Origin of the sequence: Corynebacterium freiburgense (assembly GCF_030408815.1) — a bacterium.
GTDB lineage: Bacteria > Actinomycetota > Actinomycetes > Mycobacteriales > Mycobacteriaceae > Corynebacterium > Corynebacterium freiburgense.
Genome location: NZ_CP047355.1, coordinates 1,487,332 through 1,512,006, shown reverse-complemented (window position 1 = coordinate 1,512,006; position 24,675 = coordinate 1,487,332). Strand labels below are relative to the sequence as shown.

23 protein-coding genes are annotated in these 24,675 nt (G+C 50.6%); 13 read left to right on the top strand and 10 right to left on the bottom strand.

Annotation, left to right across the window (positions count from 1 at the left end; genetic code table 11):
* Positions 1-7 precede the first annotated feature (7 nt).
* Positions 8-1,300 (bottom strand): PFL family protein, encoded by a 1,293-nt coding sequence (locus tag CFREI_RS06820; protein WP_051255912.1) that lies wholly within the window; start codon positions 1,298-1,300, stop codon positions 8-10.
* Positions 1,301-1,371: 71 nt separating this feature from the next.
* Positions 1,372-1,638 (bottom strand): ACT domain-containing protein, encoded by a 267-nt coding sequence (locus CFREI_RS06815; protein WP_027012326.1) that lies wholly within the window; start codon positions 1,636-1,638, stop codon positions 1,372-1,374.
* A 433-nt stretch (positions 1,639-2,071) separates the two neighbouring features.
* On the opposite strand from CFREI_RS06815, the gene CFREI_RS06810 reads away from it, so the two are divergent.
* Positions 2,072-2,314 (top strand): PLDc N-terminal domain-containing protein, encoded by a 243-nt coding sequence (locus CFREI_RS06810; protein ID WP_027012327.1) that lies wholly within the window; start codon positions 2,072-2,074, stop codon positions 2,312-2,314.
* A gap of 52 nt (positions 2,315-2,366) precedes the next feature.
* Here CFREI_RS06810 and CFREI_RS06805 read toward each other — a convergent pair whose 3' ends face one another.
* The 4 genes from CFREI_RS06805 to acnA form a co-directional block, all read right to left on the bottom strand.
* Positions 2,367-3,095, bottom strand: a complete 729-nt coding sequence (locus CFREI_RS06805) for a glutamine amidotransferase (RefSeq protein WP_027012328.1) — start codon at positions 3,093-3,095, stop codon at positions 2,367-2,369.
* The gene (locus CFREI_RS06800) at positions 3,070-3,840 is read right to left on the bottom strand and encodes a glutamine amidotransferase (protein ID WP_051255864.1); all 771 of its coding nucleotides are present in this window, start codon (positions 3,838-3,840) and stop codon (positions 3,070-3,072) included. Before CFREI_RS06800 ends, CFREI_RS06805 begins: the two co-directional genes overlap by 26 nt.
* 421 nt (positions 3,841-4,261) lie before the next feature.
* Entirely contained in the window at positions 4,262-4,828 is a 567-nt protein-coding gene (locus CFREI_RS06795; RefSeq protein WP_027012329.1) for a TetR/AcrR family transcriptional regulator, read from the bottom strand.
* An 85-nt stretch (positions 4,829-4,913) separates the two neighbouring features.
* Positions 4,914-7,688: an aconitate hydratase AcnA gene (acnA, locus tag CFREI_RS06790; protein ID WP_027012330.1), complete on the bottom strand. Its 2,775-nt coding sequence runs from the start codon at positions 7,686-7,688 to the stop codon at positions 4,914-4,916.
* A 304-nt stretch (positions 7,689-7,992) separates the two neighbouring features.
* On the opposite strand from acnA, the gene CFREI_RS06785 reads away from it, so the two are divergent.
* The 3 genes from CFREI_RS06785 (at position 7,993) to CFREI_RS06775 (ending at position 11,682) form a co-directional block, all read left to right on the top strand.
* Entirely contained in the window at positions 7,993-8,475 is a 483-nt protein-coding gene (locus tag CFREI_RS06785) for an Rv1476 family membrane protein (protein ID WP_027012331.1), read from the top strand.
* Positions 8,476-8,931: 456 nt separating this feature from the next.
* The gene (locus CFREI_RS06780; RefSeq protein ID WP_051255913.1) at positions 8,932-10,581 is read left to right on the top strand and encodes a DIP1281 family NlpC/P60 protein; all 1,650 of its coding nucleotides are present in this window, start codon (positions 8,932-8,934) and stop codon (positions 10,579-10,581) included.
* A gap of 21 nt (positions 10,582-10,602) precedes the next feature.
* Positions 10,603-11,682 carry a ferrochelatase gene (locus CFREI_RS06775; RefSeq protein ID WP_027012333.1) on the top strand — a complete coding sequence of 360 codons (1,080 nt, stop codon included), beginning with the start codon at positions 10,603-10,605 and terminating at the stop codon, positions 11,680-11,682.
* On the opposite strand, the gene CFREI_RS06770 is transcribed toward CFREI_RS06775, so the two are convergent.
* Positions 11,660-12,346 (bottom strand): Rv1486c family protein, encoded by a 687-nt coding sequence (locus CFREI_RS06770; protein ID WP_027012334.1) that lies wholly within the window; start codon positions 12,344-12,346, stop codon positions 11,660-11,662. The two genes, CFREI_RS06775 and CFREI_RS06770, sit on opposite strands and share 23 nt — an antisense overlap.
* A 26-nt stretch (positions 12,347-12,372) precedes the next feature.
* On the opposite strand from CFREI_RS06770, the gene CFREI_RS06765 reads away from it, so the two are divergent.
* The 3 genes from CFREI_RS06765 to CFREI_RS06755 all read left to right on the top strand — a co-directional run bounded on the left by CFREI_RS06765 (position 12,373) and on the right by CFREI_RS06755 (position 14,746).
* On the top strand, positions 12,373-13,209 hold the full coding sequence (locus CFREI_RS06765) for a DUF3097 domain-containing protein (protein WP_035111476.1): 837 nt from the start codon (positions 12,373-12,375) through the stop codon (positions 13,207-13,209).
* Between the two features lie 390 nt (positions 13,210-13,599).
* Positions 13,600-14,481, top strand: coding sequence for a hypothetical protein (locus tag CFREI_RS06760; protein ID WP_156907723.1), 882 nt, complete (start codon positions 13,600-13,602; stop codon positions 14,479-14,481).
* Positions 14,482-14,506: 25 nt separating this feature from the next.
* Positions 14,507-14,746, top strand: coding sequence for a hypothetical protein (locus CFREI_RS06755; RefSeq protein WP_027012337.1), 240 nt, complete (start codon positions 14,507-14,509; stop codon positions 14,744-14,746).
* Between the two features lie 59 nt (positions 14,747-14,805).
* Here the strand turns inward: CFREI_RS06755 and CFREI_RS06750 are convergent, their stop codons facing one another.
* Positions 14,806-15,363 (bottom strand): hypothetical protein, encoded by a 558-nt coding sequence (locus CFREI_RS06750; protein ID WP_027012338.1) that lies wholly within the window; start codon positions 15,361-15,363, stop codon positions 14,806-14,808.
* Between the two features lie 24 nt (positions 15,364-15,387).
* Positions 15,388-16,095, bottom strand: coding sequence for a TVP38/TMEM64 family protein (locus CFREI_RS06745; protein WP_035111479.1), 708 nt, complete (start codon positions 16,093-16,095; stop codon positions 15,388-15,390).
* A gap of 224 nt (positions 16,096-16,319) precedes the next feature.
* Between CFREI_RS06745 and CFREI_RS06740 the strand changes: the two genes are divergently transcribed.
* From CFREI_RS06740 to CFREI_RS06720, 5 genes are all read left to right on the top strand, one after another.
* A complete protein-coding gene (locus tag CFREI_RS06740; protein ID WP_290246059.1) occupies positions 16,320-18,152 on the top strand; it encodes a methylmalonyl-CoA mutase family protein in 1,833 nt (610 codons plus the stop codon).
* A 5-nt stretch (positions 18,153-18,157) separates the two neighbouring features.
* The gene (gene scpA / locus CFREI_RS06735; protein ID WP_027012341.1) at positions 18,158-20,377 is read left to right on the top strand and encodes a methylmalonyl-CoA mutase; all 2,220 of its coding nucleotides are present in this window, start codon (positions 18,158-18,160) and stop codon (positions 20,375-20,377) included.
* 23 nt (positions 20,378-20,400) lie between these two features.
* Complete coding sequence (meaB, locus tag CFREI_RS06730; protein WP_027012342.1) at positions 20,401-21,495, top strand: methylmalonyl Co-A mutase-associated GTPase MeaB; 1,095 nt, start codon at positions 20,401-20,403, stop codon at positions 21,493-21,495.
* Between the two features lie 66 nt (positions 21,496-21,561).
* Positions 21,562-22,368: a COX15/CtaA family protein gene (locus CFREI_RS06725; protein ID WP_240483187.1), complete on the top strand. Its 807-nt coding sequence runs from the start codon at positions 21,562-21,564 to the stop codon at positions 22,366-22,368.
* 2 nt (positions 22,369-22,370) lie between these two features.
* Positions 22,371-22,769, top strand: a complete 399-nt coding sequence (locus CFREI_RS06720; RefSeq protein WP_084170673.1) for a VOC family protein — start codon at positions 22,371-22,373, stop codon at positions 22,767-22,769.
* A 20-nt stretch (positions 22,770-22,789) separates the two neighbouring features.
* On the opposite strand, the gene CFREI_RS06715 is transcribed toward CFREI_RS06720, so the two are convergent.
* Complete coding sequence (locus tag CFREI_RS06715) at positions 22,790-24,247, bottom strand: SDR family NAD(P)-dependent oxidoreductase (RefSeq protein WP_205618454.1); 1,458 nt, start codon at positions 24,245-24,247, stop codon at positions 22,790-22,792.
* 135 nt (positions 24,248-24,382) lie between these two features.
* Here CFREI_RS06715 and CFREI_RS06710 point away from each other — a divergent pair, with 135 nt between their 5' ends.
* Positions 24,383-24,673 carry a helix-turn-helix domain-containing protein gene (locus CFREI_RS06710; RefSeq protein WP_051255866.1) on the top strand — a complete coding sequence of 97 codons (291 nt, stop codon included), beginning with the start codon at positions 24,383-24,385 and terminating at the stop codon, positions 24,671-24,673.
* Positions 24,674-24,675: the final 2 nt, after the last annotated feature.

Below are 24,675 nucleotides of genomic sequence, written 5' to 3'. Positions count from 1 at the left end.
ATTCCTCCTAATTTCTAAAACCGTGAATTGGTGCGGGAATGCCACCACCGCGGGCGATAAACGCCGAATTATTTACACGATTTACGGGAATGATTGGAGCGTAGCCTAGCAACCCTCCAAAATTGACTTCATCACCAATATCCGCACCTGGAACTGGGATCACGCGAACCGCAGTTGTTTTATGGTTCATTACACCTATTGCGGCTTCGTCCGCGATCATGCCAGCAATTAGATTCGGCGAAGTGTCCCCAGGAATCGCCACCATATCTAAACCGACAGAACAAATTGCAGTCATCGCTTCCAGCTTGTCCAGGGTAATAGAACCCGAGCGTACTGCCTCAATCATTCGTTGATCCTCAGAGACCGGGATAAAAGATCCAGAAAGTCCACCCACGCGTGAGCAGGCCATCATGCCGCCTTTTTTCACGGCGTCGTTCAGTAATGCAAGAGCTGCAGTGGTTCCGTGTGCCCCCACCTGATCCAAGCCCATAAGCTCAAGAATTGCCGCCACTGAATCGCCTACCTCTGCAGTTGGTGCAAGCGAAAGATCTACGATTCCAAACGGCACGCCTAAACGTTGACTAGCTAACGTGCCTACTAATTGTCCGGTTCGAGTAATTTTAAATGCAGCTTTTTTAATTTCTTCAGCAACGTCAGAAAGATTGGCGTTTTCTAATGTGCCCAATGCTCGTGCAACAACGCCCGGTCCGGAAACCCCAACACTTACAACGCAGTCAGGTTCGGCTATTCCGTGGTACGCGCCAGCCATAAAGGGATTATCGCCAACAGAATTAGCAAATACTACAAGTTTTGCGCAGGCAATTGCGTGGCGATCTGCGGTAGCTTGGGCACATTCATGGATAGTATTTCCCATAAAAGCAACAGCATCCATATTTATGCCAGCTTTGGAGGACGCAATATTTACAGACGAGCACACAATGTCTGTTGTAGATAATGCTTCTGGAATCGAACGAAGCAACCGCATATCGGCCTGCGTTGCGCCTTTTTCTACCAGTGCGGAATAGCCGCCAATAAAATTGACGCCAACTTCTTTAGCTGCTCGATCCAAGGCGTGCGCGTAAGCAATCGGATCCGGAGCATCCAGGAGCGCAATAGGAGTCACGGAGATCCGCTTATTTACAATTGGGATACCCAACTCACGTTCTATACCTTCGCAAGTTCCCACAAGGTCTTTCGCGCGAGTTACACAGGTATCGTAGATGTCTTCGGGGGAACGGCACCCAAGCAGATTAATCCCCATGGTTACTGTACGAATATCCAAGCGATACTTTTCCACCATCTCAATGGTGTCCAAAATAGAGTTGGCGCTGGTGTGATGCAGATTCACAGTATTAGCCTCTTAAAACTACGTTAGATATCGTTGACAGCCCGGAAAATGGCTTCAGATTGGATTCGAATAACTAGCCGTTCTCGCTCTTCAACAGCTTTCATTCGGTCTTGAATCATAGCAATATCCACGTCGTCCTTGAACGATACATGAAGGATCATGGTAAAGAAATCATCCATAATCGTTTGCGAAACATTATGAATATTCACATTCATTTCCGCAAGCTCCGTCGCTACGGCGGCAATAATCCCGGTGTGATCCAAGCCAGTCACAGTCATAATCGCAAACATGTCCTCGATGCTACCCGCGAGCACATGGGAAGACTTAACCCCGGTTACTCCTACGTGTATCGACGCCCAGCCAGCCCATATCTCCGGCTCGCCTAAGGTGTATAAAATCAAGGGAAGGGAGAGCAAGCTCGAAACAAAAGCACAAAAGTTATTATTGAATCAAATCAAAAGTAACTTTCATTATTGCCCAAGCCTTATCCAATGTCTGTTCGGTTTGGATTCGGGCCCTCGTGGTAGAAAATACCAGTACTCCCATTCGGGGCTAGTGAAATCCGTAACCATAGATAATGCCTAAGCGTGCCGCTGCAAATTGTAAAGAGTCCATTTGAAAAAGCAGTGTCATAGCTGGTATTACCGCGAATCGGTACTTTATTGCCCACGAAAAGGCGCAAACACAAACAACGCCTGCAACTTGGCAGCTACACTATTGTCCATGGGAATCTTCTGTGCGAAAAAATCCGCCTGCAAGTCCATTGCATGGAATAAACTCACGGGTGCTGAACGCTCAAGCATTCTAGGTTTTGCTGCCTTCGATATTATTGGTAAATTAGCCGCCTGGCACCTGTTGTATCACCGGCCAGCAGAGAATTTCCGTGGTCCGAAATGGCTTTGGTTTCTTATTTCATTAGTTAATGGAATTGGTCCAGTTGCATTCTTTACATTGGGCCGGAAATAGGCCTACTTCGGTGTAGCCGCCGAAACTTCCTCATAGGTAAAGATGTAGCGAATTATCGCTCGTAGCGTCGCCGGAAATTCAAAAGCAAACGATTATCTACCGTAAGGTCTGCCGCGATTGCTTCATCGACAATACGCTGGTATTCATTTGGTGGATAATAGCCATTGTCCCGATAAATGCGGAGCCGTTGGGCAAAGGTTTCAACTTCAAGTTCCGGGTGAAATTGAGTGACGTATAAATTTGTGCCAACTCGATACATTTGTGTGGGGCAAGCCTGCCCGGTAATAAGAACTGTGGAGTTGGGTGGTAGCTCGCTGCACGCTTCGGTGTGGCCAACAATCGATGTAAAGGTTTCTGGCATCCCAGCAAGAATCGGATCGGCGGCGCCTTCCTCTGTGATACGTAGCTCAATGCATCCAGGCGCTTCACCGTAGGTGCGGTCAACAGTTCCTCCAAGCGCAAGGCCGAATAATCCAATACCGTAGCAAGCTGCAAATAGTGGGTAGTCTTGATCGGCTATGGTTCGAATGAGAGCGGAGAGTTCGGATTCTACCCGCACTTGAAGGTCGCTTTTTTCTGTCGAAGTTGAGTTAAATGGACCACCGCCTAGGATTAAGCCAGAGTACCTTTTCAAATCGATTGGGGGAAGCGGAGCCTTTTCCACACGAATATGGTGAAGTTGGTCGCGTTCGAGCTCCATCATGGAGAGGAACGAATCGTATTCTGCCTGGGCGGCTTCATCTTCAGGGCGAGTGCTAAGAAGCAGAAATGGGGCAGACATTACTGATGCTCCTCTGGTGGTTTCTGTCGGTATTTTGAATGCAGTATTCCACAAAATTTCGGAGAATTTGCGTGGAATACTGCGTGTTTATTTCGCGCAGACTGGCGACGATTTTATCAAATTCATCCGGATCGAAATAACCGTAATCAAAATAAAAACGCATTCTGGTTTCCATAGCCTGCGCATCCATATCGGCATGGAATTGACTGGCCCATGTGGTTTCATTCGCCCGAAATAATTGTATTGGACACTTTGGCCCTGTAGCTAAAAGCGTAGCATTTGGGCCTAAGGTAACTACATTTTCAGTATGCCCGGTGAGTACGGAAAACTCACGAGGAAGATTCTTAGTTATGGGGTCGGTAGCTGCTGCATGGGTAAGTTGCACTAAAGATTCGCCAGAATTTTCTGGATGTGTATGCCCTACGGTTCCACCGTCCAGGTCGGCGAGGAAACCGGCGCCGAAGCAAACAAAAAACGTAGGGACAGGGGCGTCGAAAAGCTTGGTGAGCTCGGTGTGAATATGTTGCTGTTCGGGAGAATATTCGGCCGTGGTTACATTCAGTGGGCTTCCGCCAACAAATACCCCATCAAATCCGTCTAGTGAACCGATGGAGGCGGAAGCGGAGTCGAGCATAACTTGCGTGAGTTCGGATGCCTCAAGTCCTGTTGCTTTTAGGAAGTCCAGGTATTCTGCCGCAGCAATCTCGATACCGTGACGTGGGGAAACCAGCAGAAAAGAAACCATACCGAGCAGTCTAGTATGAGGTATTTTATTGGATGGCTTTGGGGGTGTTGTTGAGTGTTTTTGGCCAGCCGGGCGTGTTTATGTGGTGGGTTGTAGGCAATGGGTGACCTGGGAGTTGTCGCCAAACACACCATCTTGTGTCCAAATTGGTGTAAAAAGCGTCAACGTGTATGGAATTATTAGTGTTTCGGGTTGGGGGTACTTGCTTTTCAGCTCCAAACTTCCCGGTCCTCGGTGATTCAACCCTTCTGGTATGCAATGCCTCAAGTGGTGGTGGCTGTAGGCAATGGGTGACCTGGGGCCCGTCATCAAATGCGCCATGCCGTGAGAGTATGAGGTGTCTTTTGGGGTCTCCGACGGTGTTTATAAGCGAAAAGGAGCCATGCCGTCAATGGCATGACTCCAAATATTGCACTTGGTGTTATTGCGGGGCTCGGATGGAATCTTCAACCACGTCGAGTACTTCGCTAAGGCCCTGGGTTGGTGCTCCAGTGGCAAGCCTTGAAATAAAGCCATCCATAACAGTTTCCAGGTAGAGGTGTAATACTGAAACTGGAACATCAGTTCGCATACGCCCTGCATCAGAATTTGCCTGCAGGCGTTGTTGGACCGCTTCGTCTAATACTGCTTGGTGTTCCTGCCACCGAGACTTAAACACGGCGTCGGTACGTAATAGCCGAGCGATTTCTAATCTGGTAGAAAGCCACTCATAGCGGTCCGGGTGTGCAAGCATATCGCGCATTACCTCGACTAGGCCTTCTTCGGCCACAACGTCGGCCATTCGTGCTGCATCCTCCCGGGCAAGTGCCAAAAATAGGCTTTCTTTATCACGGAAGTGATGGAATATTGCACCACGAGACTTTTGTGTTGCTTCTTCGAGGCGCCGCACGGTGGCACCTTCGTATCCGAACTCTGCGAAGCACCGGCGCGCCCCTTCGAGGATATCCCGTCTGCGCTGAGACAGGTCAGCGTCGCTGACTCTTGGCACAGTCTTGCTCCTTTGAGGCATTTCGAGCTATGGCAAGGGGGCCGCCAAAACAGCAGCCCCCTTGATTTGGGCAGCAAGCTAGATACTAGCTTTTTGCCATATTACGCAGTACGAACTGCAGAATGCCGCCATTGCGGTAGTAGTCGGCTTCACCGGGGGTATCAATACGTACCACTGCATCGAATTCGATCTTGGAACCGTCTTCCTTCGTGGCAGTTACATGCACGGTAGCTGGGGTGACACCATTATTGAGCTCTTCAATACCTTCAATGTTGAAGGTCTCGGTGCCGTCAAGGCCCAGGGACTCGTGTGATTCACCTTCAGGGAACTGAAGCGGAATAACACCCATACCAATCAGGTTGGAGCGGTGGATACGCTCGAAGGATTCGGTGATTACGGCCTTGACCCCAAGCAGGTTGGTGCCCTTCGCAGCCCAGTCACGGGAGGAACCAGTGCCGTACTCCTTGCCGCCGAGAACAACCAGTGGAATGCCGGCTGCCTTGTAGTTTTGGCAAGCATCGAAGATAAAGGCCTGTGGACCACCTTCTTGGGTGAAGTCGCGGGTGTAGCCACCAGCAATATCAACCAGTTGGTTTTGGAGGCGGATATTGGCGAAGGTACCGCGCATCATTACTTCGTGGTTACCACGACGAGATCCGAGGGAGTTGTAATCCTGACGTGCCACACCATTTTCATCCAGGTATTGTGCGGCAGGGGTGCCGGGCTTAATGGAGGATGCAGGGGAGATGTGGTCAGTGGTTACCGAGTCGCCCAGCTTGGCCAGAACGCGAGCACCCTTGATATCGGTGACTGGTTCTGGATCCATGGTCATACCATCGAAGTAAGGTGCCTTGCGGATATAGGTGGAGGACTCGTCCCAAGCGAAAGTCTTGCCTTCAGGGGTTGGGAGGTTTTGCCACTGCTCGTCACCGAGGAAGACGTCGGCGTAGTCGGCTTCATACAGTTCGCGGGAAATCGCCGATTCAATTGTCTCTTCGATTTCTTCGGTGGATGGCCAGATGTCTTTAAGGAAGACATCATTGCCATCTTGATCTTGGCCCAGTGGTTGGGTTTCAAAATCAAAGTCCATAGTGCCAGCGATCGCATAAGCAATGACCATAATTGGGGAGGCCAGGTAGTTCATCTTCACATCAGGGGAGATGCGGCCTTCAAAGTTACGGTTACCGGAAAGTACTGCGGTAGCGGTTAGGTCATACTCGTTGATGGCCTTGGAGACTTCTTCAGGAAGGGGACCGGAGTTACCAATACAGGTGGTGCAGCCAAAACCTGCGAGGTAGAAGCCGAGAGCTTCCAGGTCTTTCCAGAGGTCGGCGCGCTTGTAGTAGCCGTCAACGACCTGGGAACCAGGGGCGCAAATGGTCTTAACCCATGGCTTTGCCTTGAGGCCCTTTTCGTTTGCTTTCCGTGCGATCAGGCCAGCGCCGATCATAACGGATGGGTTTGAGGTATTGGTGCAGGAAGTAATGGACGCAATGGCAACCATGCCATGGTCAAGGGTGTAGTCGCCGCCGCGAGGTGAAGAAACAACAACTGGGCGGGATGCGCGGCCTTCTGCGCCTTCGGCTGCAGATTCGCCGTGGCCAGCGCGGGAAGAGTTGTAGTTTGCCTCGCCAGGTTCGCCAAGCTTGGCTGGTTCGAAAGTGCCGTCTTCGCCGAGGTAGTTTGGCAGATCCTTGCGGAATTGTGCCTTGGCTTCGGACTGCAGGATACGGTCTTGTGGACGCTTCGGGCCTGCAATCGAAGGAACTACGGTGGATAGATCGAGTTCTAGGTACTCGGAGTACTCTGCCTCTGGAGTGTTTTCATCCAGCCACATTCCCTGAGCTTTAGCGTATGCCTCAACAAGCGCAATTTGTTCTTCGGAGCGGCCGGTCAGTCGCATGTACTTGGTGGTCTGCTCATCAATCGGGAACATGGCACAGGTAGAGCCGAACTCTGGGGACATATTGCCGATGGTGGCGCGGTTTGCCAGTGGTACAGCCTTCACGCCTGAGCCATAGAACTCAACGAATTTCTGGACGACGCCGTGCTTACGCAGCATTTCAGTAATGGTAAGCACCACGTCCGTTGCGGTGACACCAGCTGGGATTTCACCGGTCAGTTTGAAGCCCACTACGCGTGGAATAAGCATGGATACTGGCTGGCCGAGCATGGCTGCCTCGGCTTCAATACCACCAACGCCCCAGCCGAGAATGCCAAGGCCGTTTTCCATAGTGGTGTGGGAGTCAGTACCAATACAGGTATCTGGGTATGCCAAACCATCATTGTCAAAGACAACACGGGCGAGGTTCTCAATGTTTACCTGGTGGACAATGCCGGTTCCTGGGGGTACCACGCGGAAGTTGGAGAAAGCCTTAGAACCCCAACGCAGGAATTGATAGCGCTCTTCATTGCGCTCGTATTCAATATCAACGTTCTTGGCTAGAGCATCAGAAGAGCCGAAAGCTTCAATAATTACCGAGTGGTCGATCACCATTTCGGCTGGGTTGAGTGGGTTTACCTTATCGGGATCACCACCAAGGGTCTTCACAGCTTCACGCATGGTTGCAAGGTCAACGACGCAAGGAACGCCAGTAAAGTCCTGCATAAGCACACGTGCTGGGGTGAACTGAATTTCGATGCTGGGTTCAGCAGAAGGATCCCAGTTCGCAATCGCTTCGATGTGTTCGGTAGTGATATTTGCGCCATCTTCGGTGCGCAGAAGGTTCTCCCCAAGAACCTTGAGTGAGTATGGCAGCTTCTCCATGCCTGGTACGGCGCTGAGGGCAAAATAGTCATACGACTTTTCGCCGACCTTCAGCGTGCTTTTGGCGTTAAAGGAGTTCTTGCTTTCAGTCACAGTGAGCTCCACTTCCTAAGATATTCAAGGGTGATTACTGTCGGCTCAAAAAGCATTGGCTGGGGCCGACGCATCAGACAAACGCGCGGTACGCGGTCATTCGATAGCATAACAGTACGGGCGTTCTGTTGTTGAATTTTTTCAATTTGGGAGTGTGCTTCACCCCCGGCGGCCAAGCTTCTGATAGAGATGAAGTGCGGATATTCGCGCACACAAATGGTAAGGTTACCCCCGTCTTAGCACCTCCGCATGTGCAGCGGATGACACGTTAGTTAGTAGTTCAATGCAATTTTGAGGATAAAGAATGATCCCCCAGGACGTAGATTTGGATGCGCTCGCAGCCGACATAAACGAAGATTCAGTAGCTGTGGGTACCCTGGGGGAACAATATCCAAACCTTGAGAGTGAACTAGAAGCTGTGGCCCAGCAGGCTCGTGCTGATGGGCATGGCGAATATGCATTTGTTGCACTTGATCGTATGCCCGATATGCCAGCCGACATGCGGGATATTGCACAAGAATTATTGTTGCGCACCCAGGCAGAAACGGTGGTAGTCCGTTCGCCTTACTATGGAACGATCGTAAGTAGCGAACACACGCGAGCGGATATTGAGGCCGCCGAAAAAGTGATTTTTAACGACCCAAACTATGTGGGGAGTTTTCGTTGGCTTACCGAAAATCTTGGCCAGGAACCTGTTTCATGGGGGCTTGTTCATACTGGGTTGTTGGCGGTGGTGATTGTAACAATTGTGCTAGCGTTTCTATCGTTCCGCTCAGTCAAGTCTTAAGGCTTGACGTTTGCTGATTAAGGTTTTCATAAGTGTCCGCAAGTATTGCTGCGACACGCCGTGGATATCCCATAGTGTGACAAATACCACATAACAAATTCATATCGACGTCTCTGCAGGCCAGCCACAGATAAATATTTGTGCCTGGCCTTTATTTCTGTCTATCTATGATTCAAAAGTATCGTCGAGTGACAGTTGTGGCCTATGGTTCTGATAACAGCTCACGAGTTGAAACACATCATTTCTACAACTTTGGTCACATTTGATAATGCGGTCTTGTGGGGAAGCTTGTACCGAACAGATTTGTGATGGTTGGGGTCATTGATGGGTGGTTGACACGTGAGCATTGTCCCGAGCCTCGCGGCGTGGAACAGGGCTCAAAACGATGGGCTCAGGTCTACGTTGCACTGAGAAGGAGTGTCAGTGAATCGTCGCTTCCGCACTGTTGCGACCAGGATGGTTGCTGTGGCAGTCTGTGCTTCAGGCTTGACGCACAGTGTTCAAGTAGCTGCTCAACCTACAAATCCTTCAGACTCGGCTATCGTCGAGGCAGACCAAGCGGTAACTGAAAGTAATGGCGATGTTTCCAGGCTTGTAACTTCTATTTCTGAAAAAGATGCAGAAGTGCGCCGTCTAGAAAATGAAATGGGCGGTTTGCGGGAAGCTGTGAATAAAGCCATTGTTGATCTGCATGATGCGCAGGCTACGGCGGAAACCGCGCGCCAGGATGCTCGCAATGCACGAACACGCTTGCAGGACACGCAAAGCAACCTTGAGCAAGCGCAAGCTGCTTTGGATGAAATCGCGCGGACCGCATATAGAAGGGGTGCATCTTCTCCAGGAGTTGCTGGAATGTCTGGCAAATCCACGGACAGAAATGGATTAGATCGCCAAACGTTTCTTCGCATGCGTGCGGAAAATCAACAAAAAGTTATTGAACGACTTGAACGATTACGTACTGAAGAAGCAAATCAAGATTCTCTACTTCGACAGGCACAACAGCATGCAGAAGAGCGGGAGACTTCGGCCGAGCAAGCCCGCGCTGAAGCCGAAGCTAATATCGAACGCAATAAGGCTTTATTACAAGCGAAACAAGGCGAACGCGAGGGACTTGTTCGTCAGCGCTCGGATGCCGAACAGCGGCTTGCCCGTGCGCGCACACTTGTTCAAGATCTAGGCAGGCAACGCGCCGAGTATCAAGACTTTGAGCGGGCTGAACAAGAACGCAAAGCCACGGAAGCGCAAGCGGAAGCTGCGCGCCAGGAAGCAGACGCGAAAGCTGAAGAACAGCGACGTCGTGAAGCAGAAGCGGTACAGGCACAACAACAAGCGGAAGCAGCTTCTGGTGGTGATGAGCAGATTTCGGCGCAGGAACGTGCTGAAATTGCAGCTCAAGAAGCGGAAGAAGCCCGAGTGCGGGCCGAGCAAGAAGCCCATAATGCCGAACAAGCTGAATTGTTAAAGCAGGCGGCATTAGCTGCTGCGGCGCTTGCAGCGGAGGCCTTAATTCAGGCAGGCACACCGAACCATCAGGATCTTGAAGACCCATACAATACCTCGGATATCAGTTCGGCAGATGGAGGAGTGGAAAGTCAGCAAGAAGGCTTCACCTTCGCATCGGAAGCGGATAATAGCTATACCTCCTTGAGTGAATCTGCAAGCGAAACTATTTCCGGTTCGCGGGAGGAAAAAGTTGAGCTAGTAATCAACCGAGCAATGTCTCAAATAGGTACCCCGTATGCCTGGGGAGGCGGCAATGCAAGCGGCCCGACCCAAGGAATTCCTGATGGCGGCGTGGCAGATTCTCATGGGGACTTTAATAAAGTTGGCTTCGATTGCTCTGGGCTTATGGTGTATGCATTTGCGGGAATTGGTATTTCCTTACCGCATTACACTGGATACCAATACAATCACGGGACCAAAATCGACCCAAGTGAAATGCAACGAGGTGATCTCATTTTCTATGGGCCAAATGCGGAACATCACGTTGCGATATATCTTGGCGATGGAACTATGCTCGAGGCACCGCAATCTGGATCATCTGTTCAAGTTTCGCCAGTACGATGGTCCGGCATGAGCCCATATGCGGTTCGCTTGATTCAGTAAGTAGAGGGTATCCTTTCCGGCATGGCTGGTACTAAGTTTGATGCTTTGGTATTTCTTTCCTTTGGTGGCCCTGAGGGGCACGCGGATGTTCGCCCATTCTTAGAAAACGTTACCCGAGGAAGAGGCGTTCCTCCGGAGCGTCTTGATGAAGTTGAGGAACACTACCATCACTTTGGTGGAGTGAGTCCACTTAATGCGCTTAATCGCGAAATCATACAGAACGTAGAGGCGGAACTGGGGCGCGTAGGCATAGATCTTAAGGTCTATTTTGCCAACCGCAACTGGCATCCAATGGCTGCGGATACCGCATTGCAGATGGCCGAAGATGGTGTAAAAAACGCCCTTGTGTTTGCCACTTCCGCATGGGGTGGATACTCCGGTTGTAGGCAATACGATGAGGATATTTTGACGATGCGTGCCGCAATCGCGGAAGCAGGTTTACCAGAAATAACCTTTACTAAATTGCGTCATTTCTATGATCATCCATTGTTTATTTCTGCGATGGTGGACGCTGTGCAAGAATCCCAAGCCAAGCTTCCTGCAGACGTACGGGAAAAAGCCCGCTTAGTGTTTACTGCACACTCGATTCCGCTCGCTGCTGATGCGGCATCGGGGCTGAGAGAAAACCTGTATTCCCGGCAAGTGTATGAGGCATCCAAACTGGTGGCCTATAGGGCTGGATTCCTAGATTTTGATTTGGTTTGGCAATCACGTTCTGGTGATCCTCGGGTGCCTTGGCTGGACCCCGACATTGTGGACCATATTGTAGATATTCACTCTAAAGGAGCAGTATCCGCAATTGTGTGCCCCATTGGATTTGTCTCTGATCATATCGAGGTAGTGTGGGACCTTGATTCCGAGCTTGCAGAAGAAGCAAAACTACTCCATATGCCGATCGAGCGCACACGGACCGCAGGCCCAACTGCGGAGTTCGCAAGCATGGTCGTTGAACTTATTCGGGAACATACAGATGATCTCCCGGCTCGCCGCCTCGGTGTAGAACCGTCCCGAGGTTGTACCGTTAATGGTGATCCATGTGCCCCTGATTGCTGTGTTTCTGCGCGCCCAGCACGAGTAGCTACCCCCGCGAGAATGCTATAACTGCTTGGTCTACACCCGCCATACGAGCACGGCGTACATGTTGTAGTAAAGATAAGAGTTCGGCGTCAAAATTATAATCACCAATGTAATTGTGCATTGTTTCAATGACCGCAGCGACAGTATTAGCTTGCGCAAAAAGTTTTACCGCACGAGGGTCGGTGTCAGCTGGTAAACCGGGCTCACTATAACGGTCTTGAAGCTGCGCAACATATTCCCGCGCTTGGGCACTATTATGGGCCGACCGCCGCTGGAATTGCTCCATGCTCGTAATCGCCCGATTTGTTGCCTCTTGCAGCATTACCGCCGCCTCGCTCGCCGAATAAAACGGCAAATGCATATTGCCAGTGTGCTCCCGCCAATTCCATGCAATTGTCACACCTTGGGTATCTAATGCCGGTGATAGCACAATATTTCCAATTACTAATGCTTCTGCTTCGGGCAATCCATGTGGATCGCCAGGGCCGAAAAGCGCCAATCGAACGCTCGGTGAGGCGTGCTCAGCATGAATTCGAATTTCCCGTAAAAGTTCGGTACTTGGCATACTGCCAAACAAAGCGATAAAAGCATCAGCTACATGATCATAGGGAACTTTGCCATGAAGCCAGCCACCAAGCCACACCGCGCCATGCTGCAATGGCGTATACACCGCCAACCGAGATTCCATAGCCGAACAGTATAGGCTGTTTTCTTATGAATGATCCCTATGCAGGCGATATCTTTGCCGGACACTCCCGAAATAAAAAACCAACCTATGCTGAAGTTCCCGCAAAACCAGGCTTGGTTGTGGAGGTCAAAGCCACAGGTTATGTTGGCGCAGTCACGGGATTCGAACGCACCTATGACGGAGATTTTATTCGGCTAGAGGATCGCTACGGGACCGAACGTTTATTTAAATTAAGGCCCGGCGCCTTTCTTATCGACGGCCGCCCAATCACTCTTACCAGGTATGTTGCGCCCCAAGGACCCCAGCGTTCTAATTCGGGTTCAAAACGTGTAGCGAATGTGCAAGCGAAAGTGGCCGCGGCGTCGAGAATCTGGGTAGAAGGAATTCACGATGCCGCCATAGTAGAAAAAGTCTGGGGGCACGATCTCCGTGTAGAAGGCGTTGTTGTGGAATACCTCGAAGGGTTGGATAATCTTCCCGAACGCCTTGCCGAATTCCAGCCCGGTCCGGGGCGTCGCGTAGGTGTATTAGCAGACCACCTTGTTACTGGCTCTAAAGAAACCCGGCTTACAGAATCGGTTGGCCCGCACGTTTTGGTGACCGGACATCCCTTTGTGGACATTTGGGCGGCAGTAAAACCCGAACGCTTAGGCATGCGTGCCTGGCCGGAAATTCCCCGAGGCGAAGACTGGAAAACCGGAATATGCCAACGCCTCGGCTGGTCCGACCCCAAAGAAGGTTGGAACCGCGTATACAACGCAGTGAATTCTTTTCGGGACCTCGACGCCACACTTATTGGTGCTGTAGAACGACTTGTGGATTTTGTGACCGTCCCCGAACTCACCAAAGAAGACCTTATATAGGGGGTAAATGTAAGAAAAATAGGAATTGGGAGGATTTTCTAATTCCATTTTAGATACTTGAAATGCCGATATGGGGTTGTGTGCACGAGCTTATTTAGCAAGAGAAAGCTGGAAATAGCGTGAACACCTTTACGTAAATAGGCCTAAAAGACATTAGTTGAAACATAACAATGGGGGTATAACACTACGGATCATGCTACAAATGCAAAACTCAATATGTAATTCTGAATGCATGGAACATTTCCGCGTATGTGCACTGCGATTCCCGTTCGGTAAATCAGCTAGTTGTGGGCTAGCAAATGTGTACTTCCGTGATGGATAGTTCCTTGTGAGAGTGAAATGCTAGGTGTTTTAGGCAAAAGATTTTTTAACTACAAAAGGCTAAAATCTTTGCTTGCTGTTGTAGTATGCATTTGTTTTATTGCTTTTATTTCGTACCTTCCTTATCCAGCATCAGAAGATAATTCTCTTGATTGGGCAGCACCAGACACGATTATTGTAGGGTTTGGTGCCCATAATTCCCCTTACGATGAATTTGATCAAACGTCGTATTCTCTCTATAACAAAGGTGGTCAGAAAATCGATGTAGCTCGGGGTGTGACAAGGTATTTTCCAGGTGCGGTACTGGTGGATGGTTTATCAGCACTTAACTTTTATGGTGAAGTCCGCATGGTTGGTGGAGAGGTAAATAGATTTAAGACAGAAAACTCGTTTACATCAGCCTATGGTTTTTTATCTGATGGCTCATCTGGCGTGTTTATCTTTGATAGTTCCACCTGTGATCATGCATTTTGTTATGACTTTGTCCATGTGTTTCCAGGTGGGCGCGCCAATCTAGTGACATTAGCCGGGGATATGGATTCATATGTAATCGCCGAAGATGAAACACTTGTGATTGTTGGCAAATCCGGTGGTGAAAAGTCACCCAATACACGGGAATTTTCTTTGAAAGGGATTGACCACCAAGCTGGTGTGCACGATGTAATTTTCCCGAAAGAAGAGTTGTTTCCTGATAGTGAAACAACAGGAACATCGTTGTTTTACTTAAACGACGGGCGGTATCTTATTGTCAAACATCAGGAAGTCGCTAAAGGTAAATCTAGGAATTCCGGTACGGTGTTCCGGCTCGATAAATCTTTGCATGATTGGACTGTAAGGGTTGAACACCATACCGAACCAATGCTCACCACCAGTCAGGGCGTTATTTTTGCAAAAAGTTTAAGAAAAGGCAGGATTGGCAAAATCCAAAAAGACGGCAGTGTTATCGTGTGAATCACTTTTGGAGGGCACTTCGAAGGTGACCGGCAATGTTAAGGATGCTCTATTAGATTCTTCGCATGTGCATTGGGCATACGGGCAAAAGCACGATTATTTTTACATCCACAATAAAAATACGCTCCACATTCGTAAATGGGATGAGCCTTCGAAGGATTTTCAAACGCTCACCCTTGATGGTTCAGAATGTCGTTCCCGGATTCCTTTTATGAAATCAGGTGGATGTACTCTGGCAAGTGTTTCGGTTCGTGATGGCGGCTAGCGCATGTCTCACCCTTGTTTTACTTGGTTAAAAGCCGAGTTTGGCTGGCTTTTGCTACCTTACGCCCGCTCAAGCATATGTACGGCGAGTTCCCAACCCGCGGTTTCTGCTTGCCATCCAGCAGCTTGAAGCCGTTGTGACATCGCCTGCTTGGAAATCCCTAGTTCTTTTGCAGCTTCGTTTTGGTTTAGGCCGGATCGCATAAGGGAGGTGGCTTCCCGTCCTTCGGGGGAGCGTTTTGCTAGGACATGGCCCAATAGTGTGAACACTGCCGCCACGTCGGTGGCGCGTGCCGCAGCGTCAGCACCGCGGGCGTCGATACGCACTTTGACGGCGCCAGAACGGGCATGTTTTCCGAGTGCTGCACCAGCAATGGAACGGGCATGGTCTTCGGTATTGCTTACGCCAATCCCAATGGCCCAATCCCCGGCGGCAAGAAGTGCCATTGTGGTGTCGGTTGTGGCCTGCGCTGAGTGAATAGTTGCGCAAATATCCTCGACACCCAATAGTTCGAATTCGCCCACGCCTTCAAGGGTGGAGAGGGCCGCTGCGGAGCGGCGAACCAAGTCAGCGCGCCGAACTTCACGGCCGCGGTACCGAGCATGAATAGCAAACACAACAATCCTTTTATGAGTAGATGCTTAAAATCTACCTTGTGTGCTTGATGTTTTCACAGGGAGTCGGGCGTCAAGGGTTAACCCAATGATTCCTAGAACGCATAACACCACGGTGACAATAAGCACCGCAGGGTTTGCATCCCCAGTAAGAGCCGCACCAAATACCACGGTAGCGATAGTTCCCGGCGCGGAGCCAACGGCAGTGGCAAATGCAAACGGAAGTAACCGAATAGATGTTAGTGCGGCAACATAATTCAGAATGGAAAATGGCACACCGGCGATCATTCGTAATGAAAGCACAGCTAGCCAGCCGCGTTGCCTAAGTCGAGCGTCTATTCCTGAAACAGCAGGGTGATTAAGCCTTGGGCGCATCCACTGGCCAAGCAGACCGCGAACAATAGTTAAGGAAAGCGCGGCAGACAAAGTTGTAGCAACTAATGCGATTACAATGCCCAAACCAGGGCCGAATAACACCCCGGCGCTTAACGTAAAAACGGTCCGGGGGATAGGGAACTGCGTAATACCTATATATAAGGCGAAAAAGAGGATCGGAAACCAAGCGCCAGCCTGGTCGGACCAAGCCCTCAGAGTGCTTACATCAATATCGGTATATAGAACAATCAGCATAAGGAGTAAGGCGGAGATTGCAACAAAGATTTTCTTCCAAATCGGCCACCCCAAGACCGACGCCCATGCGTCACGTGACAAACCCAGTAGAAAATCTCGCACCATAGTGCTTAGATTAGCCCGAATTTGTGGGATATCTCTCGTTGCTTCACCGTTTTATTCGGTCTTTCCAAGAAAAGAACAAATAATCGGACATATTCGCCCCCGTTTCGGGCATATTTGACCCGGCGAAAAGGTATGCCGCGTTACACTTAACAAAGATTGTGAGCTCTGTGCGCACGGGGCTAACAATTGCAATGTTTACTAGAGCTAACACGAAGGGGAGCACTGTGACAGCAACTCAGTCCAGCGCGCCAATACCCTTGCCAGAAGACTTCGAAGCAAAACAAAATGCTTGGTATAAGTCAGTGGCGGGGGTATTTGCTCGTATTCAGAAAAAGGATGCTGCGGACATCCCATTGGATGTGTGGAAAAAACTCATCCGTACAACATATGACGGGATCGATGTAAACCCGCTATATACCCGCGCAGATGAAACAATGGAAAACGTCGTGCCGGGCGCTTTCCCATTTGTTCGTGGTACCGATGCAGCCCGCTACGGTTGGGGAGTTACAGAGACCTTCGGTGGTTCATCAGCTGCTGAAGCAAATAAAGCAATCCTTCATGCATTGAACAATGGCACCACTGACCTTGTGCTTGATTTCACTGAAGGTTTAGAGGCAAGTGACTTGGAAGCAATGCTCAAGGATGTCTACCTTGACCTTGCCCCAATCCATCTTCGCGCTGGTGCGAAACTCGGTGCAGTAGCCGAAGCATTAACTACATTGGTTTCTGCTGCAGGCGTGACCCCAACCGTGACCTTAGGTGCAACACCGCTAACATCCCGTGTTGATAATAGTGAAACTGTAACGCTGGAAGAGGCCGTAGCGTTGGCTGGTTCAGCCAAGGAAGGCGTCCGTGCCATTACTGTGGACGCGGTTTCCTTTGCTAACCAAGGCGCAACTGACGCTCAGGAGATCGGTTTTGCACTCGCCGCAGGCGTCGAATATTTACGCGAACTGACAAAGGCTGGGTTAAGCACCGAGCAGGCCCTCCGGCAATTGGTATTCCGCTTTGCTGCAACGGATGATCAATTTGCACAAATTGCCAAATTCCGTGCAGCTCGTGAACTCTGGGCACGTATTGCAGAAGTGCTTGGAAACCCTGAAGCAGGTGCCGCACCACAATACGCCGTTACTGCGCCGGTAATGTTTAGCCAACGTGACCCTTGGGTGAATATGCTGCGCGTCACTGTAGCCGCATTTGCTGCGGGTGTTGGTGGCGCCACTGCTGTTGAGGTATTGCCATTTGACTACGCAGTGCCTGGTGGTCTGCCAAATACATCGCGTGCCTTTGCACATCGCATTGCTCGAAACACTAACTTGTTATTGCTGGAAGAATCCCACCTGGGCCATGTTATCGACCCAGCTGGCGGCTCGTACTTTGTAGAAAACCTCACCGATGAATTAGCTGATAAAGCATGGTCAGTCTTTACAGAGGTGGAAGCCAAGGGTGGTTTTACAGCCGCAGCGGAATTTATCCGTAAGACCCTCGATGATGCTGCTGAAACCACGCGCAATGATATTGCGCATCGCCGTAAGCAACTCACAGGCATTAATGAGTTCCCGAATCTTTTGGAGCGCCCATTGCCTGCTGAACTGCGTATTGAACCTGCCGGTGTGCGCCGTTGGGCGGCAGAGTTTGAAGCGCTGCGCAATCGTTCAGATGCATATTTGGAAACGCACGATCGTAGGCCACAAGCGGCACTTATTCCGCTAGGGCCACTGGCCAAGCACAATATCCGCACTGGTTTTGCCACAAACCTCTTAGCCTCTGGTGGCATTGAAGCACTCAATCCAGGTGAGGTTAAGCCAGGCACCGATGAATTCCAGGTTGCGGCGAAATCCGCGCCGATTGTGGTGATTTGTGGCACCGACCAAGAATATGCAGAGTCGGGTGTAGCGGCGGTCAAAGAATTGCGTGCCGCCGGTGCAGAAACAGTATTGCTAGCGGGCGCACCGGCATCATTTGAAGGTGCTGAGGTTGCTCCAGATGGCTATCTCAATATGAAGATTGATGCCGCAAAGACGTTGTCTGAGCTGCTAAGCAAGTTGGGAGCGTAGGAAAGATGACAAGTATCCCGAATTTTGCGGACGTTGAGCGCTCAGTTTCCACAGAGGCGCAACCGGTTTCCGCGGAAGAACAAATCTGGGCAACCCCAGAAGGCATTGATGTAAAGCGGGTATTCACCCGTGCAGACCGCGATGCAGCGGCAGAAGGCACTGAGGAACGCCCGCCGCACCCATTGGATTCCTTCCCAGGCATGCCGCCGTTTATGCGTGGGCCTTACCCAACGATGTATACCAACCAGCCATGGACGATTCGTCAGTATGCTGGTTTCTCCACTGCTGCGGAATCCAATGCGTTCTACCGCCGCAATCTTGCTGCTGGCCAAAAAGGTCTGTCTGTGGCGTTCGACCTTGCCACTCACCGCGGTTATGACTCAGATAATGAGCGTGTGGTGGGTGACGTGGGCATGGCTGGTGTAGCCATTGACTCCATCCTGGATATGCGCCAACTATTTGAGGGCATCGACCTCGGTAGCGTATCGGTATCCATGACCATGAACGGTGCTGTGCTCCCAGTACTCGCGCTGTATATCGTTGCTGCTGAGGAACAAGGCGTGACGCCAGACCGGCTTGCCGGAACTATTCAGAATGACATTCTGAAAGAGTTTATGGTGCGTAATACCTATATTTATCCACCAAAGCCTTCGATGCGGATTATTTCTAATATCTTCGAGTACACCTCGTTGATGATGCCGCGTTTTAATTCCATTTCCATTTCCGGATACCACATCCAAGAAGCAGGTGCTACTGCTGACCTGGAGTTGGCATATACCCTTGCTGATGGTGTGGAATATATCCGTGCCGGTATGGACGTTGGCTTGGATGTAGATAAATTCGCACCACGGTTATCGTTCTTCTGGGGTATTTCCATGTATACATTTATGGAAATTGCCAAGATGCGTGCTGGCCGCCTGCTATGGAGCGAACTTGTAGCTAAGTTCGAAAACAAAAACCCGAAGTCCCAGTCATTGCGTACGCACTCACAGACCTCTGGTTGGTCCCTGACCGCCCAGGACGTCTTTAATAATGTGCCACGTACCTGCATTGAGGCTATGGCTGCAACGCAAGGCCATACGCAATCCCTGCACACCAATGCTTTGGATGAGGCGCTTGCGCTGCCTACTGACTTCTCTGCCCGCATTGCCCGTAATACGCAGCTGCTATTGCAGCAGGAATCCGGCACCGTGCGTCCGGTAGACCCATGGGCTGGTTCGTACTACATTGAGTGGCTGACTAATGAGTTGGCAAACCGTGCTCGCGCCCATATTGAAGAAGTTGAGGCCGCTGGTGGTATGGCCCAGGCAACGGTTGAGGGTATTCCAAAACTGCGTATTGAAGAGTCTGCAGCTCGCACCCAAGCCCGTATCGACTCTGGCCGTCAAGCACTTATCGGTGTAAACAAATACATCGTTGAAGAAGATGAGCAGATCGAAGTACTCAAGGTAGATAACACCAAGGTGCGCGCAGAACAGTTGGAAAAGCTGGAACGCCTGCGTGCAGAGCGTGATGAAGCCGCCTGCCAAGCCGCCCTCGATGCGCTCACCGACGCCGCAAGCCGCGACGATAAAGAAGCGGGGGACCTTTCCCAGAACCTGCTTAAATTGGCGGTTGATGCTGCACGTGCAAAGGCCACCGTTGGTGAAATTTCCTACGCTCTAGAAAAGGTGTTCGGCCGCCATGAGGCGGAGATCCGTACCCTCTCTGGTGTATACAAGGACGAGGTTGGAAAGGAAGGCACCGTGTCCAATGTGCAGAAAGCAATCGCTATGGCGGATGCTTTCGAAGCCGAGGAAGGCCGCCGTCCCCGTATCTTTATCGCCAAGATGGGCCAAGATGGTCACGATCGTGGTCAAAAGGTTGTTGCTTCCGCCTATGCCGACCTTGGCATGGACGTTGATGTCGGGCCGCTCTTCCAAACCCCAGCAGAAGCTGCGCGTTCCGCAGTGGATGCCGACGTCCATGTTGTCGGTGTTTCTTCCCTCGCTGCAGGTCACCTCACCCTGGTGCCTGCGCTTAAGGAAGAACTGGCAAAGCTGGGTCGCGAGGATATTCTTATTGTGGTCGGCGGTGTTATCCCACCGGGTGACTTCCAAGAACTCTACGATTTCGGCGCTGCAGCGATTTATCCGCCCGGCACAGTTATCGCAGATTCCGCAATTGATATGCTCACGAAGCTAGCTGCAAACCTGGGCTTTGATCTGCCCATCCCTGAGGATTAATCAGAAGTTGTGAGGGAAGCAAAATGACTGGCGATTCCGAATACCTTGAGCACCATCTCGGGTCACTTATGACCACTTCCGGCACTGACCTGGGCGAAATCACCGCCGTGGCTCCGGAAATAGTAAAACGTGCTCGCCGCAGGATCGACGTCAATGAGCTTTTCGAAGCCGTGCGTAACGGCGATCGAACCCGCATTTCGCGGGCAATCACACTTTTGGAATCCACCGCACCGGCACACCGCGTTCTAGCCCAAGAACTTTTGGTGAAGCTATTGCCTTTTTCCGGTAATGCGCTCCGAGTGGGCATTACCGGTGTGCCAGGTGTTGGTAAATCCACGTTTATTGAAGCTTTGGGAATGAAGCTGATCCGCGAAGGACATAAAGTCGCCGTATTAGCTATTGACCCGTCCTCAACGAAAACCCGCGGATCAATCCTTGGCGATAAAACCCGTATGTCAAAGCTATCAGCCGAAGACAATGCGTTTATTCGCCCATCTCCCTCGGCTGGAACCCTCGGAGGCGTGGCAAAAGCAACCCGTGAATCGATGGTTGTGTTTGAAGCAGCAGGGTATGACGTGATCCTTGTAGAAACCGTTGGTGTCGGACAATCCGAAGTCGCCGTATCTCAAATGGTAGATTGCTTTACCTTCCTAGCTTTGGCCGGCGCTGGCGATCAATTGCAAGGAATTAAAAAGGGCGTGCTTGAAATGGCTGATTTGGTGGCCATTAATAAAGCCGATGGCCCTAACCTAAAAAACGCAAAACGTGCTGCCCGGGAACTTGCCGCAGCCATGCGCATGGTTCGCCCAGAGGATGCACTATGGCATCCCCCAACAATGACCATGTCAGCCGTAGAACATGAAGGTATTGATGAATTCTGGGACGTAGTCAACCAACACCATAAAGCAATGCTCGATTCCGGCAGGTTTGAACATAATCGCAGGGAGCAGCAAGTCGGTTGGATGTGGTCTATGGTTCATGAAACTATCCTCCAACGACTCAACACTAAACCTGAAGTTCTTGAAGTGAAGCAATTGGTAGAAGGCCAATTACGTGAAGGCCAAATCACTCCAACACTTGCAGCGGAGCGAATCCTCACTGCCTTCGATTCGGAATAACACGAAAAATCCAAGGACCCCTTGGAGTTGCGGGTCCTTCCCATACCAATGACAGGACCCACAAACGTGAACGCTTTTATACGTTTCAGCACGTTTATCGTATTCGGCGCAGTAGCACTTGGTGCAATAGTCTGTGCAACAGATTCATCCGCTGCTTGCCCAAACTGGCCTGGCTGTTATGAAGGCCAAATCACCCCGGAAATCGAACTCAACCCAATTATTGAATTCGTTCACCGGGTATTCTCAGTCTCCTGCGCACCAGTCATTATTATTAGCGGCATACTCTTAAGGAAACACCCAAACAAACTCCTACGCTGGCTCCCGTGGCTTGCTCTAGTAGGTGCATTTGGCGCCGGAATCTTTGGCATGATGACAATCTGGTGGGGGCTCACTCCATTCCAAGGCATGCTCGATCTTTGGTGCGCACTCACCTCATTGATCTGCATGATGATCATTACCGCCCAATTAACAACACCAAAGCCAAACGCTACTCGAGCCCGAGTTACTGGCATTGCCATAATCGGCCTTGCCCTTCTTCATGGCACAGGGATTCTCGTTGCAGGGGCTGGTTCATTTACGCGGTGCATCGGTTGGCCACTTGGCTTTACCCTCGACGTAGATAATAACCCTGCTTTACAAATCACCCGAGTAATCCTCGCCATTGCGCTTATAGCCATATTTATTTGGCTTCGCTCAATCCCAATTTTTATTGCCATTATTGCGGAACTTGTTCTGGGAATTTTGATACGAACCACACAACTCAATGACTTTAACGGATCACTCTATGGGACTATCGCAGTCTGCATTATCGCGGCAACCGCATGGGAATGGGGTAAAGCCTGGCAACCACGCAAAACACCGGAGAACGCATAACCATGGCGGTACTTGAGCACTGCGCACTTTTTGTCTCAGACCTTGAAGGCAGTAAACAATTCTACTGCCGTTGGTTTGGTGCAAAAGCCAATAAGAAATACCACAATCCGCGCACTGGCCTAACAACATACTTTCTTACATTTGAAGGAGGAGCGCGGTTGGAAATCATGTCCCGCCCGGATATCACCAAACCTGCAGGCAACCAGCAACTTGGATATGCTCATATCGCTTTTACTGTAGGAACACGTAATGATGTGGATTCCCTGGCAAATGAACTAGACAAAGCTGGTTTTACAATTACTAGCGGGCCTCGCACCACCGGAGACGGATACTACGAAGCCGTAGTACTCGACCCTGAAGGTAACCACGTGGAATTTGTGGCTGAAGAAGCCCAGAAATAGCTCGTTGTCCTTGTTATTTATTACCACGGACTTGGTTTGTAGTCTTTTAGGAAGCAGCCATATAGGTCTACACCGTGTTCACCTTGAACAATAGGGTCGTAGACCCGTGCGGCTCCGTCGGCGAGATCGAGTGGGGCGTGGAATCCCGCCTCGGCTAGGCGTTCTTTGGCGGTATGGGGGCGTTCATCGGTTATCCAACCAGTGTCTACAGCTGTCATAAGGATTCCACGGCTATAAAGTTCATTGGCGGATGTTCTGGTCAGCATATTAAGAGCTGCTTTTGCCATATTGGTGTGTGGGTGCCCGGGCCCTTTATAGCCTCGGTGGAATACGCCTTCCATTGCGGATACATTCACAATGTATTTTCGGTTTGCGGAGGAAGCTTCGAGTGCGGGCCGCAGCCTGTTGATCAGTATAAACGGCGCTACGGAGTTGCATAGTTGTACTTCCAGTAGTTCGGCGGGGTCGATTTCGCCTACTTTTGCGGTCCAAGAGTTATGGCTCACCAGATCGGGGATAAGGCCCCCGGCATCGATTGCGGTCCCATCATCTATTCGTTCTATTGATGCGGAGCCTCCGGTCATAGCAAGGGCGGTAAGTCGAGCTGCGTGAACTTGAGCGAGTGCTCGATCGGTGTTGTTTGCCTCAATTGCCCGTGGTTCAAACGCGCTTCCGATTGCTAGATAGTCGACTTCATTTTCTATTCCGTCGAGCGGCGCTGCTTCCGCATCAATAAGGCCTGAGTAAGCGCTAGGGGAGCGTCGTACGGTTTGGGCGGCGTTATTTATAAGGATGTCTAATGGTTTTTCGGCAAGCCGATCCGCCAATGAAACAACCTGCACAGGGTCTCGCAAATCAATTCCAATGACATGGAGTCGATCCAACCACTCACTCGAATCATCTATAACACTAAATCGCCGGATCGCATCTTTAGGAAACCGCGTGGTAACGGTGAGGTCGGCGCCGTCGCGAAGCAATTTGAGCGCAATATACATACCAATTTTTGCGCGGCCACCCGTTAGCAAAGCACGCCGCCCACGGAGGTCAACTCGTGCTTCTCGACGCCGCCGATTCTCCAACGCGCATTCTGGGCACAGTTGGTGGTGAAATGAATCGACTAGTGTATATGGCTGCTTACATACATAACAATTTTGGGGCCGGTGAAGTTTGCCAGCAAAACCATGAGGTGTAGCAACTTCCCCTGGGGCTAGGGCGATTTTGGCTGGTGTAATTGGAAGTCCAGCAGTTTCATCGTCGATTCGCTTTGGGTTGGCCGTAGCAGTGGACTGAAGCACCGCTGTATCCGCAGCTTTTCGCTGCGCTCTCGCTTTCGCCCGGCGCGATTTTTTCACTGCTTTAAATAGGCCGCTAACCGCCTGTTGGAGTTGAATTGATTGGGGATCTTGATCGTCTAAAAGCCTGGCTTGCTCCAAAACTTTCAGACAGATGTTCAACTCATCAGGACGGATTGGCATGATTCCTACCTCAGCACACAAGAGACAACAAATCAGATACAGACAAAAACGTACTGTACGGGTTGAACAGCGCACCTAGGAAAACGAACAAAGTGTGGGGGTGCTCGTACATAGTGCAATCTGGCTACACTACACACTATGCATATGTTTCTTGTCGCCGATACCCCGTTTCAAAAGCCCGACTTGCTGCGAAGCCGTATCGGTGATGTTCTTCGCCAGGAGCGAAAAGCACGTGGAAAAACACTAGAGGAACTCGCAAAGCGAGCCAACGTATCGCCATCCCATCTTTCTGAAATCGAACGCGGGATAAAAGAAGCCTCATCGGAGATTATTCAAAGTATTCACCGGTCACTGGGGATGGAACTTGATGACTTACTTCAGCGAACAATTCAGCGGCCAGACACACAAGTATTCGCAGTTGCCGCGTAGCG

What these genes read in the sequence shown, in the direction of transcription:
- CFREI_RS06820 (WP_051255912.1), bottom strand. Translation starts at nt 1,300, where the DNA reads ATGGTGGAAAAGTATCGCTTGGATATTCGTACAGTAACCATGGGGATT.
- CFREI_RS06815 (WP_027012326.1), bottom strand. Translation starts at nt 1,638, where the DNA reads ATGTTTGCGATTATGACTGTGACTGGCTTGGATCACACCGGGATTATT.
- CFREI_RS06810 (WP_027012327.1), top strand. Translation starts at nt 2,072, where the DNA reads ATGGGAATCTTCTGTGCGAAAAAATCCGCCTGCAAGTCCATTGCATGG.
- CFREI_RS06805 (WP_027012328.1), bottom strand. Translation starts at nt 3,095, where the DNA reads ATGTCTGCCCCATTTCTGCTTCTTAGCACTCGCCCTGAAGATGAAGCC.
- CFREI_RS06800 (WP_051255864.1), bottom strand. Translation starts at nt 3,840, where the DNA reads ATGGTTTCTTTTCTGCTGGTTTCCCCACGTCACGGTATCGAGATTGCT.
- CFREI_RS06785 (WP_027012331.1), top strand. Translation starts at nt 7,993, where the DNA reads ATGATCCCCCAGGACGTAGATTTGGATGCGCTCGCAGCCGACATAAAC.
- CFREI_RS06780 (WP_051255913.1), top strand. Translation starts at nt 8,932, where the DNA reads ATGGTTGCTGTGGCAGTCTGTGCTTCAGGCTTGACGCACAGTGTTCAA.
- CFREI_RS06775 (WP_027012333.1), top strand. Translation starts at nt 10,603, where the DNA reads ATGGCTGGTACTAAGTTTGATGCTTTGGTATTTCTTTCCTTTGGTGGC.
- CFREI_RS06770 (WP_027012334.1), bottom strand. Translation starts at nt 12,346, where the DNA reads ATGGAATCTCGGTTGGCGGTGTATACGCCATTGCAGCATGGCGCGGTG.
- CFREI_RS06765 (WP_035111476.1), top strand. Translation starts at nt 12,373, where the DNA reads ATGAATGATCCCTATGCAGGCGATATCTTTGCCGGACACTCCCGAAAT.
- CFREI_RS06745 (WP_035111479.1), bottom strand. Translation starts at nt 16,095, where the DNA reads ATGGTGCGAGATTTTCTACTGGGTTTGTCACGTGACGCATGGGCGTCG.
- scpA (WP_027012341.1), top strand. Translation starts at nt 18,158, where the DNA reads ATGACAAGTATCCCGAATTTTGCGGACGTTGAGCGCTCAGTTTCCACA.
- meaB (WP_027012342.1), top strand. Translation starts at nt 20,401, where the DNA reads ATGACTGGCGATTCCGAATACCTTGAGCACCATCTCGGGTCACTTATG.
- CFREI_RS06720 (WP_084170673.1), top strand. Translation starts at nt 22,371, where the DNA reads ATGGCGGTACTTGAGCACTGCGCACTTTTTGTCTCAGACCTTGAAGGC.
- CFREI_RS06710 (WP_051255866.1), top strand. Translation starts at nt 24,383, where the DNA reads ATGCATATGTTTCTTGTCGCCGATACCCCGTTTCAAAAGCCCGACTTG.